14 protein-coding genes and 1 pseudogene are annotated in these 14,499 nt (G+C 70.0%); 12 read left to right on the plus strand and 3 right to left on the minus strand.

The features are described 5' to 3' along the window. Positions 1-59 precede the first annotated feature (59 nt). The 3 genes from ACFPP6_RS20795 (at position 60) to ACFPP6_RS20805 (ending at position 2,521) form a co-directional block, all read left to right on the plus strand. Entirely contained in the window at positions 60-1,223 is a 1,164-nt protein-coding gene (locus tag ACFPP6_RS20795; RefSeq protein WP_382044442.1) for a magnesium and cobalt transport protein CorA, read from the plus strand. Between the two features lie 402 nt (positions 1,224-1,625). Then, positions 1,626-1,838 carry a hypothetical protein gene (locus tag ACFPP6_RS20800; protein ID WP_382044445.1) on the plus strand — a complete coding sequence of 71 codons (213 nt, stop codon included), beginning with the start codon at positions 1,626-1,628 and terminating at the stop codon, positions 1,836-1,838. Positions 1,839-1,882: 44 nt separating this feature from the next. After that, positions 1,883-2,521, plus strand: a complete 639-nt coding sequence (locus tag ACFPP6_RS20805; protein ID WP_382044448.1) for a restriction endonuclease — start codon at positions 1,883-1,885, stop codon at positions 2,519-2,521. A gap of 62 nt (positions 2,522-2,583) precedes the next feature. On the opposite strand, the gene ACFPP6_RS20810 is transcribed toward ACFPP6_RS20805, so the two are convergent. From ACFPP6_RS20810 to ACFPP6_RS20820, 3 genes are all read right to left on the minus strand, one after another. Next, complete coding sequence (locus tag ACFPP6_RS20810; RefSeq protein WP_382044451.1) at positions 2,584-3,831, minus strand: tyrosine-type recombinase/integrase; 1,248 nt, start codon at positions 3,829-3,831, stop codon at positions 2,584-2,586. A 46-nt stretch (positions 3,832-3,877) separates the two neighbouring features. Further along, on the minus strand, positions 3,878-4,114 hold the full coding sequence (locus tag ACFPP6_RS20815) for a helix-turn-helix transcriptional regulator (protein ID WP_382044612.1): 237 nt from the start codon (positions 4,112-4,114) through the stop codon (positions 3,878-3,880). A gap of 197 nt (positions 4,115-4,311) precedes the next feature. Beyond that, positions 4,312-4,584, minus strand: a complete 273-nt coding sequence (locus ACFPP6_RS20820) for a helix-turn-helix domain-containing protein (protein ID WP_382044454.1) — start codon at positions 4,582-4,584, stop codon at positions 4,312-4,314. 279 nt (positions 4,585-4,863) lie between these two features. Here ACFPP6_RS20820 and ACFPP6_RS20825 point away from each other — a divergent pair, with 279 nt between their 5' ends. From ACFPP6_RS20825 to ACFPP6_RS20865, 9 genes and pseudogenes are all read left to right on the plus strand, one after another. After that, positions 4,864-6,081: a DUF3631 domain-containing protein gene (locus ACFPP6_RS20825; protein ID WP_382044457.1), complete on the plus strand. Its 1,218-nt coding sequence runs from the start codon at positions 4,864-4,866 to the stop codon at positions 6,079-6,081. Between the two features lie 188 nt (positions 6,082-6,269). Continuing rightward, a pseudogene (locus ACFPP6_RS20830) lies at positions 6,270-7,062 on the plus strand (DUF2637 domain-containing protein). A 233-nt stretch (positions 7,063-7,295) separates the two neighbouring features. Continuing rightward, the gene (gene mobC, locus ACFPP6_RS20835) at positions 7,296-7,784 is read left to right on the plus strand and encodes a plasmid mobilization relaxosome protein MobC (protein ID WP_382044460.1); all 489 of its coding nucleotides are present in this window, start codon (positions 7,296-7,298) and stop codon (positions 7,782-7,784) included. Further along, positions 7,784-9,475: a relaxase/mobilization nuclease domain-containing protein gene (locus ACFPP6_RS20840; protein WP_382044463.1), complete on the plus strand. Its 1,692-nt coding sequence runs from the start codon at positions 7,784-7,786 to the stop codon at positions 9,473-9,475. Before mobC ends, ACFPP6_RS20840 begins: the two co-directional genes overlap by 1 nt. 153 nt (positions 9,476-9,628) lie before the next feature. Further along, positions 9,629-10,858, plus strand: a complete 1,230-nt coding sequence (locus ACFPP6_RS20845; RefSeq protein ID WP_382044466.1) for a helix-turn-helix domain-containing protein — start codon at positions 9,629-9,631, stop codon at positions 10,856-10,858. A gap of 56 nt (positions 10,859-10,914) precedes the next feature. After that, complete coding sequence (locus tag ACFPP6_RS20850) at positions 10,915-11,355, plus strand: hypothetical protein (RefSeq protein ID WP_382044469.1); 441 nt, start codon at positions 10,915-10,917, stop codon at positions 11,353-11,355. Next, positions 11,352-11,558 (plus strand): hypothetical protein, encoded by a 207-nt coding sequence (locus tag ACFPP6_RS20855; RefSeq protein ID WP_382044472.1) that lies wholly within the window; start codon positions 11,352-11,354, stop codon positions 11,556-11,558. The genes ACFPP6_RS20850 and ACFPP6_RS20855 overlap by 4 nt, the downstream gene beginning before the upstream one ends. Before the next feature lie 253 nt (positions 11,559-11,811). Then, positions 11,812-13,044, plus strand: a complete 1,233-nt coding sequence (locus ACFPP6_RS20860) for an SIR2 family protein (protein WP_382044475.1) — start codon at positions 11,812-11,814, stop codon at positions 13,042-13,044. Between the two features lie 104 nt (positions 13,045-13,148). Then, on the plus strand, positions 13,149-14,471 hold the full coding sequence (locus ACFPP6_RS20865; RefSeq protein ID WP_382044478.1) for a UDP-glucose dehydrogenase family protein: 1,323 nt from the start codon (positions 13,149-13,151) through the stop codon (positions 14,469-14,471). Positions 14,472-14,499 lie beyond the last annotated feature (28 nt).

Consider the following 14,499-nt stretch of genomic DNA (forward strand, 5'->3'; position numbering starts at 1 on the left):
CCGAATTCGGCATGTATATCCTGTGCCTGGTCCTGCGAACAGCGAGAGGGAGTGCACCCGTGTCCGAAAACCCTCCGCGCAGCAGGCGCCCCGCGCCCCGGAAGCACTCCCGGCTCCGCCCGGCGAACGGCCGCACGACCGGCCGCACGGACGGCGCCGCGGCCGCTCCCCCGCCCCCGGCGGCCCCGCCCGCGGACGGCGCGGGCAGCATCGTGCACGCCGCGGTCTACCGCGACGGCCGCCGCATCGCGACACCGGACTCCCTGGCGGACACCTACCGCCGCCTGCACGAGCAGCCCGACAGCATGGCCTGGATCGGCCTGCAGCGCCCCACTGAGGGCGAACTCCTCTCCCTTGCCGAGGAGTTCGGCCTCCACGAGCTCGCCGTAGAGGACGCCCTGGAGGCCCACCAGCGCCCCAAGCTGGAGCGCTACGGCGACACCCTCTTCGTCGTCCTGCGCGCCGCGCGCTACCTGGACGCCCCCGAAGAGGTCGACTTCGGCGAACTGCACGTCTTCGTCGGCCCCGACTTCGTGATCACCGTCCGCCACGGCGCGGCCCCGGACCTCTCGGCCGTCCGCCGCCGCATGGAGGCCACCCCGGAGCTGCTGGCCCTGGGCCCCGAGGCGGTGCTGTACGCGATCCTCGACGCCGTGGTCGACGGCTACGCCCCCGTCGTGGCGGGCGTGCAGAACGACATCGACGAGATCGAGACCGAGGTCTTCAGCGGCGACCCCGCCGTCTCCCGCCGCATCTACGAACTCGCCCGCGAAATGGTCGAGTTCCAGCGCGCCACCCGCCCCCTGGTCGGCATGCTCCACGGCCTGATGGCGGGCTTCGCCAAATACGGCACCGACGACGAACTCCAGCGCTACCTCCGCGACGTCGCCGACCACGTCACCCACACCAGCGAACGCGTCGACGGCTTCCGCTCGGCCCTCACCGACATCCTCCAGGTCAACGCCACCCTCGTCACCCAGCAACAGAACGCCGAGATGCGCGCCCTGGCAGAAGCCGGCTTCGAACAGAACGAGGAGATCAAGAAGATCTCCTCCTGGGCGGCGATCCTGTTCGCGCCGACGCTGGTGGGAACGATCTACGGCATGAACTTCGACGCCATGCCCGAGCTGCACTGGACGTTCGGCTACCCCTTCGCAATTCTGCTGATGGCAGCGGTGTGCACAAGCCTGTACTTCGTCTTCAAGCGGCGGGACTGGCTGTAGCGTCGAGGGCGCGCCCCCTTGATCGACTTAGCACAAGCAAATCACGGATCGCGCCTCCGGAAGCCGCCTGGGGAGAATCTGGGGAGAATGCGCGGCAGCGGGCCGACCGGGTTCAGGACCTCCACCTCATCGAGGGGCGGCGCCCGGCGCAGTCGCTGCTCGTCGCACTCCGCAGGAACAGGCCATTCGAAACGCCTTGCGTATCCGCAGCACGACACCCAGCCGGACAGCCTCGGCGCAGACCAGAGGACCGCGAGGGTCGGTAGACACTCGCGAAGGCATGGCCGACTTGCACCCTAGCCTCCCGCACGATCATGACGGGGCATCAGGTTCTGTCAGTGGCCACCGCTACAACCGAACTGGAGGTCCGCGCAGCGCGGACCGATAGGGAGGGGATGCGGCATGCCGAAGGTTCCGGACGGATACGTGCGCGTACGAAGCTACATCCGCCGCAAGCCGGGGCCGAAGTCCGCCAAGGGGCTGAGCGTCTGGGCCGTGGCCGGCTTGTGCGCGGTGGTGTGGCTCTGGGGTCAGATCTTCGGGTTCGGCGACAGCGACGCCGAGCAGCAGCCTGCCCCGAAGCCTGCCGTCTCCGCGCCGGCGGGCGGGCAGTGACAGCCCGCCCGCGGCGAAGGCTCCAGTGGCGACCGCGCAGCACCATGGACTCGTTGGGTGCGGTAGCCGTGGCCCTCGCGGTCATGGTCGCCCTGGTGCAGGCCGCATCGAACCTGATGACGAGGGCCGCTGCGGCCTGGCCGCTGCTGGTCCTGATCGCCCTCGCCCTGGCCGTCGCCGTGGCCGGACTCCGGATACGGGGCCACCGCCGGCATCGCGCGGACGGTGAAAGGCTGGCTCGTCTACGCATCGCCCTGGCGGAGTTCGATGCGATGAACGACGGGCAGTTCGAGTACGCACTGCGCGATCTCCTCGTCCGCGACGGCTGGGCGGCCAGGAAGGTGGGCCGGGCCGGGGACCAGGCCGCCGACGTGATCGGCATCCGGACACCCCTCGGGCGGATCGTGATACAGGCCAAACACACACGCGTCGGAGGCAAGGTCGGCTCGTCGGTGATGTACCAGGTGAAGGGCACAGCAGGTCCCGTGCACAAGGCGAACCACGCCGTCGTCGTCACCAACGGCTCGTTCACCCACGACGCTATGGCTTGGGGCGACCGCCATGGCGTGCGGTGGGTGGACCGCGACCGGCTGGACCGTTGGGCCCACAAGGGCAGGCCCTTGCACGAACTGCTCGCGCTGCCCACCAGCGGCTCCCGCTTGCCGTGGCGTCGAGCGGCATGACACGTGCGCCGCGACGCGCCAACGAGAACGGGTGGCACAGCATGCGCTGTGCCACCCGTTACTCAGGCCGCGACCAGGTCCTCTGGGCCGTGCTCGGGGACCGGGCCGAGCAGTGCGTCGACCGCGGCACGCCCCTTGCCGCCGGCCTCCGGCATGAAGTGGGCGTAGTGGTCGAGGGTGATGGTCGGGCTGGAGTGGCCGAGCCATCGGGCAAGGGTGACGACGGATTCGCCGGCTTCGAGGATGACCGAGGCGTAGGTGTGCCGGAGCACGTGGAAGCCGTCTTTGCGGGAAGCCTTCCAGCGCTTCCCCTTCTCCCGCATGGGGATGACGTCGGCCTTCGCGAGGGCAGGCTTCCAGACCTCGTCGTTGAAGATGTTGGCGCGGATCGCGTTGCCATAGGTCGTGGTCAGGACCAGCGGGAAGGATCGTTTCTCCCGGTCGGACTCCGGGCCACCCCACGGCAGCTCCACCTCGACGGCTGGGTGCTGAAGGAAGTAGGCAGCCAACTCGGTCGCGACGGACCGGGGCATGTCGACGATGCGAGTCTTCCCGCCCTTCGGGAGGGCGAAGTACAAGCGGCCATTGAGAAGTTGAACCTGCCGACGCACACGGATAACACCGCGCTTGAAGTCGACGTCTTCTGGGGAAAGGCCGAAGACCTCCCCCTGGCGCAGCCCGCACCCGAGAGCGACGACCACCGCGCCCCGGTAGCGCGGATTAATGACGTCCCGCACATGCTGTGCAGTCTCCAGCGGCCATGCCTCCCGCTGGTCCTCCGGCACCTTGGGCCAGCGCACCGACTTGGCGCGCATCGGGTTACGGACGAGCCGCTTGTCGTCGATTGCAGTCTCGAAGACGTTGGAGAGGGTGGTAAGGATCTGCCGGGCGTAGCGGGGTGCGCACTCACCTTCGAGGGTGGCGATGTAGCTGCGTAGGACAGTCGCGGAGACGTCCCTCAGTGCCACCTCTCCGAGGTGCGGCAGGATGTGGAGGCGCACGCGCTCGTCGACGCGCTTGAGCGTGCCCGGCGCGCCCCGTACGCCCGTCTTCCAGTAGCGGGTGACGTAGTCGGCGACGGTGATGGAGCCGTCGCGCGGGTCGACGAACTCGCCCCGTTCGCTGCCGGTGCCGGCTCGGCGCAGCCACGCCTTTGCGTCCTCCAGGACGTCGAACGACATGTCCCGCACTCCGGGGATTCCGGCGACGCGATATCGAGTGCCCTTCCCGTAGCGGGCGGTGCGCTCCCGCTTGCCGGTGACAGGGTCCTTCTTCTTGTTGATCCAGCGGTCTTCGATGTAGCCGGCCAAGGACTTCCTTGCAGGTAGAGGATCGGGAGCCGTAGTCCTGGTGGTGCTAGGCGGTTGCCGTGTAGCCGACACGGCGCTGGGGCGCAGCGCTCACGGGATTCAAGGCAGGGTTCGAGCGAGAGTCCACCCGCTCCTGCTCGCGTATCCACGCGTCGAGGGCATCGAGCCGGTACGTCACTCGCCCGTGGGCTCCCATTCGGAAGCTCGGCGGCCCCTGTCGGCGGTGACGCCAGACGTACAACGTGCGGGGCGAAAGCCCGAGGTATGCGGCTGCGTCCTTCACCCCGAGGAATGCACGACCGATGGTGGTGCTGCCACCTCCGACTGTGGAGGCAATACGAGAGGGAATGGGGGTGACAACGGGCAATTGGGATTCCTTAAATCGGCGAGCAGGAAGGGGTAGCGCACCTCGACGGAAGGGAGCGCCAGGACAATCAATGGTCCGGAGAGTCCCCGGTTAGGGAAACCGGAGATCGTCGGCTACATTTCACCCGCTCCGACCGGCTCAGGGCCGGTGAGTAGGGTTTGGGGCGGGATTCCGAGGGCGGCTGCGATGGCGACGAGGTCGTCGATGTCGCAGCGGCGGACTGTGCGTTCGATGCAGGAAAGCGCGGTGAAGGTCATGGGCCGACCGAGTGCGGTGACGCGGGCGGCGAGCTGGCGCTGTGAGTGGCCGCGGGCGATGCGGGTGCGTTCGATGGCGCGGGCGGCGGCCTGTCCGGCGGGTCCGATTTCGAGTGGGCGTGGCGGCATCGGTGTGTTGTAGCTTGCGCACCGACCGCTTGGGAGCGTTTCTCTGTCTGCTGTGAGCGATGCGCCGATCGCCAGCGAATTTCCGGGGCTATTTCATCAACCGGGATTACGGGCTTACGGTCAAAAGACCGGCAAAACGAGCTGTCGTGGAACCCAGTGCCAAGGCTGGACTTTCACGCACCGGGTGTGGCTGTGTTGTCCACGCACCCCGGCCCCGTCTGATGCCCAGCCCAATCCCCGAGGTGGTCTCGCAATGCGACCACCAGTGAAGGAGCCTCCTTGGGAACCGCCACCCCGAAGCCCTCCCCCGAAGACGCTCAGCCGTCCTGGCCGCCGGTCGCCGTCCGCGGCGAACCGGCTGTATCCCAGCCCGATCCTGCCCAGCCCTCCGAGGGTGAAGAGGTGCTGTCCGACCTGCAGGCACAGTTTCGGCGGTACGTGGTGCTGCCGAACGAGGACGCGCTCACCGCGGTGACGCTGTGGGTGGCGGCTACGCACCTGCAGACGGCGTGGCAGCACGCCCCACGCCTCGCGGTCGTCGGCCCGGCCAAGCGATGCGGCAAGTCGCGCCTGCTGGACGTGGTCACCGAAACCGTCCACGACCCGCTGATCACGGTCAACGCCTCCCCGGCGGCGGTCTTCCGGTCGATCACCGAGAACCCGCCCACCCTGCTGGTGGACGAGGCCGACACCCTCTTCGGCTCGGCGAAGGTCGCGGAGAAGAACGAGGAGATGCGCGGCCTGCTCAACGCCGGCCACCAGCGCAACCGCCCCACTCTGCGGGTCTCCGGCCCCAACCACGAGGTGTCGAAGTTCCCCACCTTCGCCATGGCCGCCCTCGCCGGCATCGGTGAACTCCCCGACACGATCATGGACCGCTCGGTCGTCATCCGGATGCGCCGCCGCAGGCCGGGCGAGAAGGTCGCGGAGTTCCGCACCGTCCGCGACACCCCTGCCCTGCATGCCCTGCGTGACCGCCTCGTGGCCTGGCTCGCCCCGCTCCACGCCACCGCGATGGACCTCACGCCGCCGATGCCGGTCGAGGACCGCGCCGCCGACACCTGGCAGCCGCTCGTCGCCGTCGCCGACCTCGCCGGAGGCCCCTGGCCCGAGGCCGCCCGCGCCGCCTGCCTGGCGATGACGAAGCACGAGGCCGAGCAGGACCAGGACAACAGCGCCCTGAACATCCGCCTCCTCGCCGACATCCGCCGCGTCTTCGCCGCCGAAGGCAACCCGGCGATCATCCGCACCAGCCGGCTGATCGACTCCCTGAACGAGGACGCCGAGTCCCCCTGGCCGGGGTACAGCGACAAGGGCCTAACGGCACGCGGGCTGCAGATTCTGCTGAAGGACTACGGCATCGGCTCGGCCAACCGCCGCTTCCCCGACGGCTACCAGGCCAAGGGCTTCACTCGCCTGCAGTTCACCGACGCCTGGGCCCGCTACTGCCCCGAACCCGAGCCGACGGCCGAGCCGGATTCCACGACCGGCGCCTGACCCGACACCACCCGTCCCCACCCGTCGCCACGCAGGTCAGAGCCGGGACGACTCACCAGGCCGCAACGAGTCGACCCGACATCAATGCCCGTCCCGTACCTGCTCTGACCAGGCACGCGACGAGTCGCAACGGGACCCCACCCGCCACGGACACACCCTCCACCCCAACTCCTGGAGCACCCCCACCCTTGCCCTCACCCACCACCACTCTCGCCTCCGTCTCCGCACCGGCGGCCCTCGCCGCCTCGATCCGCACCGGTGTGGCTCTGCTGGCCCTGGCCGCCTTCGCCCTCTCCTACGACGCCCTGCGTCAGATGGCCGCCGCCAGCCACATCCACCAGGTGCTCACCTACGCCTTCCCCCTCGTGATCGACGGATTCATCGCCATCGGCATCGGCGCCCTGCTCGTCCTGCGCACCTCGCCTCTGCGGCCTCGCCTGTACGTCGCGGCGCTGGTCGGCATCGCCACCGGCACGAGCATCTGGGCCAACGTCCTGCACGCAGTCCGTCTCAACCAGCAGACCCACCGGAGCGGACTCGCGCTCGACGACATCACCGTCGGCGTCATTTCTGCCATAGCCTCCACTCGCCCTCGCCGGCGCCGTCCACCTCTACCTCCTCGTCCAGCGCCGACCCGCCCAGGCGGAGCCATACGAAGAGCCCAGCCACATCGCTGCAAGTGGCGTCACAACTACCCCGGAACCGGCGCCGGTCAGCGATGTGGCCCCGGACGCCACCGATCAAGTAGCTCAGCCCAAAAAGCGGCCCGCCGCACGGCCCGGCCAGCAGCCGAGCGCCACGTTGGAACAGGCCATCGAGATCGGCCGCACCGCACCGCTGGGACGTGGCGGCCACGTATCCCGTCGCCACATCGAAAAGGCCATCCGCGACAAGGGCTTCGGTATCGGCCGTGAACGCCTGGACGAGATCAAGGGTTTCCTCCAGGACGAACTCGACCAAGCCCGGGTCGACGCCGCATAGACCCGGCCCGGTCCGCGAGCTCAACCGTTCGCCCCAGAGGCTCCTGGGGCGAACTCCACTTTCCCTCTCCCTCCAGCCCACCGCCAGAAGGCCCAACGATGCGCAAAGAGCAATGCCCCGCCCCCTCCCCCACCCCCCGACCGGAGATCCCCGCTCACCCAGCACCCGGCGGAGCAAGGTATGACGTTGGACCGTCCAAGGGCCGGTCCAACGCGAACGCCTCCGCCCCAGGGGTGGCGGAGGGCCTCGGGCACCAGGTGGTGCCCGAGGAGGAACCACCCGCCGACGAAGTCACACTGCGTCGTATCGCTCGCCGTCGTACCCGCGAAATCACCCAGCGCAAAGAGCGTGTCGACGTCCGCTACAGCGTCGACGAGAAGACCCGGATCGTCACCCGCGCCGAAGAAATGGGCATCACCGGCGCCCACCTCGTCGGCGCCGTGATCACGGCCTACCTCGACGGCGACCTCACCCTCACCCTGGCCGGTCAGCGCACCCGGCTCGACGACCACCTCGACAAGCTCGACGCCCTACGGACCGAGGTGGCCCGCATCGGCACCAACGTCAACCAGATCGCCCACCGTCTCAACGCCAGAGGCGCTCCACACCCTTTGGACACCACCGTCCTCGCCCATACCGAGCGCACCCTGGACGCCGTCCGCGCCGCCATCGGCGACATCGCGCAGGTTATGAACCATGCCGTCTCCGCGAAGGCCGCCTGATGATCGCCAAGATCAGCAGCGGCAAGAGCACTGCCGGCCTGATCCGGTACCTGTTCGACACGAAGACGGCCAAGGAGCACACCGACCCGCACCTGGTTGCGTCCTGGGACGGCTTCGCGCCCGACCCGGGCCGCGCCGACGACTTCGAGGCCACAAAGAAGCTCCTCGTGGCGGACCTCGACCTGCGTCTCAAGCAGGCCAGACGGCTGGGCCGTGCGCCCGAGCGCCACGTGTGGCACTGCTCGGTACGTGCCGCTCCCGGCGACCGGCACCTCACCGACGCAGAGTGGGCGGACATCGCGCGCCGGATTGTGGCGGCCACTGGGATCGCACCACAAGGTGACGCCGATGGGTGCCGGTGGGTCGCCGTACGCCACGCCGACGACCACATCCACATCGCTGCCACCAAGGTCCGCGGCGACCTGCGCACCGCCCGCCACTGGAACGACTACCTGAAGGCCGACAAGGAACTCGCCACGATCGAGAAGGAATACGACCTCCGGCAGGTTGTGCGAGGTGACCGCACCGCAGCCAAGCGCCCCACCCGCGCCGAGACCGAGAAGGCCCGCCGCGCTGGCAAGGACACAACCTCCCGCGAACGCCTGCGCACCACCGTCCGGCAGCTGGTCTCCATCGCCACCAGTCCAGAGAACTTCCTCCGCCTGCTCGACGGCATCGAGGGCGTGCTCGTCGACGTACAGCACTTCCCCTCCGGCGACGTACGCGGGTACAAGGTCGCCGTCGAAGGCGACATCAACGCCGCCGGCGAGCCGGTCTGGTTCTCCGGCGCCAAACTCGCCCCCGACCTGTCCTTCCCAAAGATCCGCGAACGCCTCACCGCCATCGAGACCCCGCCCGCCACCGAGCCGGACAGCCGGCGCAAGCCCAACGCCTGGCACCAGGCCACCGCCGCGGCCGAGCGCATCCCCCACCACCTCGACCACGGCGACGACGAAGCCGCCCAAGCCCACATCGCCGCCTTCGGTGAGGCCATCGACGTCCTGCCGCTGCTCGCCCCCAGCCACCTGCGGCCACAGCTCCAGCAGGCTGCCATCGCCTTCGAACGCGCCACCCGATCCCGCATCCACGCCCAGCAAGACCAAGCCCGCGCCCTCCGGGGCGCCGTCCGGGCCCTGCGTACCGCGCCGGTCACCGGGGACGGTTCCGGGCTGGCGATATTCCTCGACATCGCCGTCCTCGTCGTCATCGCCGCAGCCCGCTGGCACCAGGCCCGCCGGCACGACCAGCAGGCCCTGGCCCATCTTCATGCCGCCTACCGGCAAGCCGCCGCTCAGCCGCTGGCCGCCCTGGCTCAGCGCAAACCACCGGCCCGCACCATGGAACGGCACGCCCAGCGCGTCCTCGTGGTCGTGCCCGACTACGCCCAACAGGTCCTCGACGACCCCGCCTGGCCAGCACTGGCCGCCGCCCTGACCGAGGCCGAGAACGCTGGCCACGACCCCGGGCAGCTCCTCCAGCACGCCGCACGCCTGCGCACCCTGGACGACGCCCGCTCCACCGCCGGGACCCTCACCTGGCGCATCCAACGCCTAGCCGCCAAGCGGGCCCCCGGCGAGCGAACACGAGCTGCCCAAGCCCGCACGACCGCGACAGCACGACCGGCACAGCCCAGCCATGCCACACAGATCCCCTCGCAGCCTGCCCTTACGGCACCTGCCCGGCACCGGTGATCCCAGCGCTATGGCCTCGCGGAAGCGAGGCCATCAGCAAGGAATGCGATGGCATAGGTACCGTTCTGATGGAGACGCCTGAACGGACGGAGGCACCATGCCCTGCCGAACGCCTGAGCCGAGCCGACCCATCAACAGGTCGGGGGTGCAGTGATGCTGGAGGAAGCCGAGGAGATCGGCCGCCGAGCCCGTCGTGCCCGCCTCCGCCTGGGCATGCCGCAGGCCGACCTTGCCGCCGCTCTGGGCAAGTCGCAGGGCTGGGTCTCGAAGATGGAGCGCGGCCTGATCGAACTGGACAGGGTCGGCGTCCTGAACCTGCTGGCTGCCGAGCTGCACGTCCACCCCAACGATCTGATCGGCCGCCCGTACACCAGCTCCCCCGACGAGAACCAGTGGCAGGTTGCCGCATCCTCGATCCTGCGGGAACTACGTCGCTACGACCTCGCTCCCGTGTTCGACGGCACCCCACGTCCGGCGGCGAAGCTGTGGCGGGAGATGACGCGGCTGCACCGACTGCGGGACGCCGCCGCGAACGTGGCCATCCTGCGCGTCCTGCCGGACCTGCTCCGCGAGTCACGCGCCCTCGCCGAGGTGACCACCGGCCACGAGCGGGAGGAGGCTTACGCGATCTACGCGGTGTGCTGCAAGTTCGCGCACACCGCCGCCCATGCTCTGGGCCACCCCGAGCTGGTCGCCATGGCCTGCGAGCGGGCCGCCTGGTCCGCACAGCTGTCCGGCGACCCGGTCATGCCCGCGGTCGCCGACTGGATGCGGGTCTGGGACATGTGGGCAAGCGCGGACTGGGAAGACGCCGTCGTCCTGTCCGACAAGGCCATCAACACGCTTCAGCAGGACTACGAGCGCGGCGAGCCGTTGGCCCTGCGGGCATGGGGGACGCTCCAGCTCCGTGCTGCGGTCTCCGCAGCGCGAGGCGGCCGGGCAGCGGAGGCGGAAGACCGCATCGATCTCGCCAGGGCGGCGGCCGACCGCATGGGCGAGTACGCCGGGCCTCCGGTGTACGACAGGCACTCGCTCACGTTCTCGCCCGGCAACGTCCAGATCCACGCCATCAGCGTGGCTCTGGAGATGGGGCAGCAGCGGAAGGCCTTGACGATAAACCACCGCACCAGCCCGGAACTGGTCGCTTCCATGCCCAACTCTCGTCAGGGACACCACCACATGGACCTCGCGCGAGCCTGGCTATGGGATGGGCGCCGCGACAAGGCACTGGGCGAACTGGAGACGGCGGAGCGAATCGCACCCCAGCTCATCCGTAACCACCCCATCGCCCGCTCCACCCTTCGCAGCATCGTCTACGCCGAGCGAGCGGTCACACGCGAGAAGTTGCGGCACATGTCCGACCGCTTCCACCTGGACGGATGAGGGTCGTATTCCTCGGGCTCATATTCGGCCCCTGACCCGTTCCTAGCGTCAGGGGCATGAGCGGACGACCAACTCCCCATCTGCCTTCGCAGGGGGCCGAGTTAGGCACAACGGCCCCGTTCCTTCCTCAGCTCGGCGACCTCGCCGCCGACACCGCCCGGAACGGCCGAGTCGGCGTCGTCGTCGCCCTCCCCGGCGAAGGCGCCGCGACGTACCACCTGCGCCCACCGGGCGGTGGTCCGGCATGGTCCGCGCCGGCCGACGCCAGCACGTTGGAGCCGGTACCCGCCAGGCCGACACACGCGACCCTGCTCGTCACCGACGCGGTCTACGACCCTCGTGCCAAGCAGGGCTCGGTGGCCATCCTCGTGCACCACGAAGATGGCGGCCGCAGCGAGGCCGCGCTGATCCTCACGCCGGCCGACCTTGAGCGTCTGCACGCCCAGACCGGCCGCATACTCGCCGACCACGAGCACTCTCGCGGCGGAGCGCCGTGACGCCCGAGGGACGGCACCGCGCGCCGGACCACGGTCCGAGCAGCCCGACTCACCGCGAATCCGGCAGCATCGCCCTGACCGTCCTGGCCCTGCTCGGCCTGGCCGGGCCCGCGTGGGTTCTGCGCAGCCAGGCTGCCGATCTTCTCCCCGCCGAGCGGCCCACGGCCGTCTCCATGCCGGACATCACCGAGCCGGACCCCTAGACCGCTCCGGCCCCCGGCCTGGGGCCTGCCCCCGGGTGCCGGAGCACCGGACACCGCCCTGGAGGAGGTGCGGTGAGGGGGCGCCCTCGCTACGGCGGGCTGCCCCGCAGCACAACCCGTTCCGCCCGGTGGAAGCCAGCGGCTCGGCTCCGCCGGGCGGAACGGCGCTCGACCCGGCACATGTCGTACGGCACCCGATCGGCCGCCCATCGCTGTGGGCGGGCGGGCGGACCATCACCAGGGAGGGAAGCCCGTGGAGATCCCGTACATCGTCATCGACCAGCTCACCCCGTCGCAACAGCAGGTGTGGAACACCTACTTCGGCGACGCCGACCGTCCCCGCTACATCGAAGAGGGCATCTGGCGCCGCACCCAGGAGGAAGCCACCGCCGGCCAGTCGGGCTGGAGCGGAGGCGACGACGCCCGTCGCCGCCTCATTCACTACCGCTACCGGTACGGCCTGGTGCCGACCACGGCGGCCCCGGCGATCGGCCTGACCGACCTGTACCTGTACCACTCCGTGACCGCGCCCGCCGACGAGATCACCGCCCACGAGGACGCGCTAAGGGCCGCGCTCGTGGTCGGGGGATGGCAGCGCACCCCCGGCGGCGCCTCGTGGATGCGCCGCGACCTCAAGTGCAAGATCACGCCGTACGCGCTGCACCCCCAGGACGCCGTGGCCCGCCGCAAGCTCCCGCAGAACTACCGCAGCCTCGACGTCCAGATCACCTCCGCCCAGTACGCCCCGCCGCCGGCCGTGCGGCAACGGCCCTGGGACGTGCTGGCCTCCGGCATCCGGATCAAGGACCAGCGCGGCACACCCACCCTCGTCCCGGACCTGTCCGTCCTCGCCGATCACCTGCCCTTCCAGGTCGAAATCGGCTGCGGCACCTCCGTGGAGGCCGGCATCCCGCCCCTGCACCGCCTCCACGAGATCTACCGCGTCACCGATCGCCAGGGCGCTGACCCGCGCGAACACCGCTTCGTCCTCTCCCCCGCCTCCGACCCGCTTCTGCACGAGGTGCTCACCGAGCCGGAGGAGAAGACGGCCGAGTTCACCGAGATGTTCAAGGCGTGCTTCCTGGCCGAGCCGACGCCCGCCATGCACGCACTGAAGGATCTTCACGACGCCGGACACCTGGTCGGGCCCGTGATCACCAACAACTTCGACGTGCTGGCAGCCCGCGCCGGTCTGGAGGAGTGCTTCATGCGCCGCTACGACCAGGCCGTACCGGACGTCGGGTGGGTGGACGGCGCGAAGGCCCTGCTCGTCGTCGGTCTGCACGCCGACCGGCGCAAGGTCCAGGCCCGCGCCCGCGAGCGCGGTCTGAAGGTCGTCTACCTCGACCCCGAGGGCTTCTGGCACGACGGCCAGTTCAAGCCCTACCCGCTGGAAAGCCCCCAGGACGACGACCTGGTCTGCCGGAAGCCTGCCGAGGAGGGCCTGCCGGAACTCGTCAACCTCCTCGCCAAGTCCACCGACTGACCTACCTGCACGATCAGGTCCGGGCCGGACGGCGGCGCTAGCGTGTCGCCCCTGACCGGCCCGGACCACCGGGCAGGCGAGACAGGGAAAGGAGCGCCGGCACCATGCGCGTATCCGTCATCGGCTGTGGCCACCTGGGCATCCCGCACGCCGCGGCCATGGCCGAGATCGGCCACGAGGTCATCGGCGTGGACCTCGACCAGGCGAAGATCGACCGGCTCAACGCCGGCGAATGCCCCATCTACGAAGAGGGCCTGCCGGAACTGCTGGCCGCCCACACCGCGTCCGGCCGACTGCGCTTCACCACCGACCTGGCCGAGGCCGCGGCCTTCGCTAACGTCCACTTTCTCGCCGTCGGCACACCGATCGACGCCGACGGCCGCAGCTACGACACCGGCCAGGTCTTCGGCGCGGCCCGCGCACTCGCCCCGCACCTGACCCGCCCCTGCGTGATCATCGGCAAGTCCACGGTCACCGTCGGCACCACCCGCGACCTGGCCACCCTCCTCGCCCGCCTCGCCCCTGCGGGCACCGACGTCGAGGTCGTCTGGAACCCCGAGTTCCTGCGCGAAGGCCACGCCATCGAGGACACCCTCCGCCCCGACCGGATCGTCGTAGGCGTCCCCTCCCCGCACGCCGAGGACGTCGTCCGCGAGGTCTACGCCCCGCTGCTGCACAACCAGATCCCCCTGTTCGTCACCGACCCCGCCACCGCCGAACTGATCAAGGGCGCCGCCAACGCCTACCTCGGCATGAAGATCTCCTTCATCAACGGCGTCGCCGACATGTGCGCAGCTGCCGACGCCGACGTCCACCAGCTCACGGAGGCCATCGGCCTGGACCCACGTATCGGCCGCGGCGGCCTGAACGCCGGACCCGGCTACGGCGGAGGCTGCCTGCCCAAGGACGTACGCGCGTTCACCGCCTCCGCACAGAGCCTCGGCGCCCTCGACGCGGCAGCCCTGCTGCGAGCCGCCGAGCAGGTCAACGAATCCCGCCCCGCCGCCGCCCTCACCCTCATCGAACAGACCATCGGCCGACCAGTGGCAGGGGCGCGGGTCACCGTGTGGGGCGCCTCCTTCAAGGCCGGCACCGACGACGTGCGCGAGTCCCCCGCCCTCGCCATCGCCGCCCTCATGCACCAGCGCGGCGCGATCGTCACCGTCCACGACCCCCACGCCGTACCCACCGCACTCGTACGCCACCCCGAGCTCGACTACGCGGAAGACCTGGAGGAGTCGGTCAAGGGCGCGGAACTGATCGTCCTGGCCACCGAGTGGCCCCAGTTCCGCGACGCCGACCCCAAGGCCCTGTTCGCCCTGGTCGAGCAACCGGTCCTCGTGGACCTCCGCAACCTCCTGAACGCCGACACCTGGCGCACAGCCGGATGGACCGTGCGCCAGCTCGGCCGACCCGCACAACCGTAGGACCCCAGGCCCCACCCCGGGGCCGGGA

Origin of the sequence: Streptomyces aureoversilis (genome assembly GCF_042657885.1) — a bacterium.
In the GTDB taxonomy this organism is placed as follows: Bacteria; Actinomycetota; Actinomycetes; order Streptomycetales; family Streptomycetaceae; genus Streptomyces; species Streptomyces aureoversilis.

Bases quoted from the DNA above. Each gene is read 5' to 3' on its own strand.
- ACFPP6_RS20800 (WP_382044445.1), top strand. From the start codon at position 1,626: ATGCCGAAGGTTCCGGACGGATACGTGCGCGTACGAAGCTACATCCGC.
- ACFPP6_RS20805 (WP_382044448.1), top strand. From the start codon at position 1,883: ATGGACTCGTTGGGTGCGGTAGCCGTGGCCCTCGCGGTCATGGTCGCC.
- ACFPP6_RS20820 (WP_382044454.1), bottom strand. From the start codon at position 4,584: ATGCCGCCACGCCCACTCGAAATCGGACCCGCCGGACAGGCCGCCGCC.
- ACFPP6_RS20840 (WP_382044463.1), top strand. From the start codon at position 7,784: ATGATCGCCAAGATCAGCAGCGGCAAGAGCACTGCCGGCCTGATCCGG.
- ACFPP6_RS20845 (WP_382044466.1), top strand. From the start codon at position 9,629: ATGCTGGAGGAAGCCGAGGAGATCGGCCGCCGAGCCCGTCGTGCCCGC.
- ACFPP6_RS20850 (WP_382044469.1), top strand. From the start codon at position 10,915: ATGAGCGGACGACCAACTCCCCATCTGCCTTCGCAGGGGGCCGAGTTA.
- ACFPP6_RS20865 (WP_382044478.1), top strand. From the start codon at position 13,149: ATGCGCGTATCCGTCATCGGCTGTGGCCACCTGGGCATCCCGCACGCC.